At 41.6% G+C, this 1,765-nt stretch carries 2 protein-coding genes; both read left to right on the top strand.

The genetic code is table 11. From position 1 onward, the window contains the following. Nucleotides 1-72 precede the first annotated feature (72 nt). The gene (locus ACW2QC_RS20140; RefSeq protein ID WP_457545710.1) at nucleotides 73-192 is read left to right on the top strand and encodes a symporter small accessory protein; all 120 of its coding nucleotides are present in this window, start codon (nucleotides 73-75) and stop codon (nucleotides 190-192) included. Next, a partial coding sequence (locus ACW2QC_RS20135) for a sodium:solute symporter family protein (RefSeq protein ID WP_457545709.1) occupies nucleotides 189-1,765 on the top strand: 1,577 nt, incomplete at its 3' end. The genes ACW2QC_RS20140 and ACW2QC_RS20135, both read left to right, overlap by 4 nt.

The following is a 1,765-nucleotide window of genomic DNA, read 5'->3' as shown; positions in this document are numbered from 1 at the left end:
TGCCTGCACTCGGGCGGAAGAAGGGGAAACTCGGGCCATAATCACACATTTTAAGGTGAGGAGGAATGAATTATGCTTGGAATGGAAGATGGAATTATTACATTTGCCTGGGTTGCTACGATTTTATCGGCAGTCGGCTGTGTCATATTTGGTATTGTGTTTTGGAATTATGAAGGGGATGAAAAGGAATGAACTTAGCCGTATTTATTCCATTGCTTGTCGTTTATTTTTTGATCATGTCAGGTTTAGCCTATTATGGTTATCGAAAAACAGTCACGGAGGCAGATTACCTGGTAGCTGGTGGGAACATTAATCCTGTTGTCATGGCACTTTCGTATGGCGCCACGTTTATCAGTACGTCTTCGCTGATTGGTTTTGGTGGTGTATCTGCGTCGTATGGTTTTAGTTTGCTATGGTTGGCGTTTTTGAATATCGTATTAGGAGTCTTTGTGGCTTTTGCTATTTTTGGCACCAGAATACGCCGGCTTTCTAGAAAATTCAATGTGTTTACATTCCCATCTTTACTAGGGGAACGTTATCAGTCTAATTTTATTACTATTTTTTCCGGGGTGATGATCTTTATTTTCATGCCGGCATATACGAGTATCGTTCTTGTTGGTGGGGGACGTTTTTTGGAAGAAGCGTTGGGGATTAACTTCCATGTAGCTCTTTTTCTCATTGCTGCCGTTGTGAGCGCTTATGTGCTAAGTGGAGGATTGAAAGCCGTTATGTATACAGATGCTTTTGCTGGACTAGTTATGCTAATTATGATGGCTATTTTCCTTTTCATGACGTATCAAGCTGTTGGTGGTATTACTGCAGGGCATAATGCTTTGACAGCGATGAAAGATCTTGTACCGGACGATTTGGTAGCACAAGGGCATCAAGGTTGGACGTCAATGCCGGAATTCGGATCACCATTGTGGTGGACACTTGTCAGTACGTTGATAATGGGGGTTGGTATCGGTGTGTTAGCCCAACCGCAATTGGCGATGCGGGCTATGACTGTTAAAGATGATCGTTCTTTATACCGTTCTGTTTTGATTGGCGGGGTATTTATATTTTTTATGACAGGTGCAATATACATGATTGGACCACTTAGTAATGTTTATTTCTCGAATACAGAAGGTGCGCTTTCTATGAGTGTGGCAGGTGGTAATCCAGACACAGTTGTGCCTATCTTAATTGGTCAGATGATGCCAGATTGGTTTGTTTATTTATTTACACTGACAGCGGTATCTGCAGTATTGTCAACTGTAAGTTCTCTCATTCATGTACAAGCCTCTTCTTTTAGTGAAGATATTTTGAAAAAAATGGGGATTACATCGATCTTTGGAAAGAAGGCAGGACTAGCCAGATTAGGCGTTATTATTGGAATGGTTGCAGCAGTATTACTTGCGTATGTGCTGCCTGGTGGTGTCATTGCGCAGGCAACGGCATTCTGGTTTGGAATTTGTGCAGCTGGTTTCTTGCCGGTATTAATCGGAGCACTCTTTTGGAAAAAAGGGACAAGAACTGGTGCTAATGCAAGTGTTGTTGTCGGTTTTGCGGTCAGTATTATTGGTTTTGTATTCTTCCATGAAAAAGAGGCAGCTGCTTTTGGTATTTCTAACGCGCTATTCGGAAAAACAGCGTTAGCAGGATTTCCCATGACACATATTGATCCATTATTTTATGCTTTACCACTATCAGCTGTAGTTTTTATTGTTGTTAGTTTAATGACTGGCAAGAAAGGTGCTAACAAGATAGGTGCGGATACATTGGA

The sequence above is a fragment of the Virgibacillus sp. FSP13 genome, from assembly GCF_054048505.1.
This window is presented reverse-complemented; position numbering and strand designations above follow the sequence as displayed.

Coding starts and splice junctions, on each gene's coding strand:
- ACW2QC_RS20140 (WP_457545710.1), top strand. CDS start 73: ATGCTTGGAATGGAAGATGGAATTATTACATTTGCCTGGGTTGCTACG.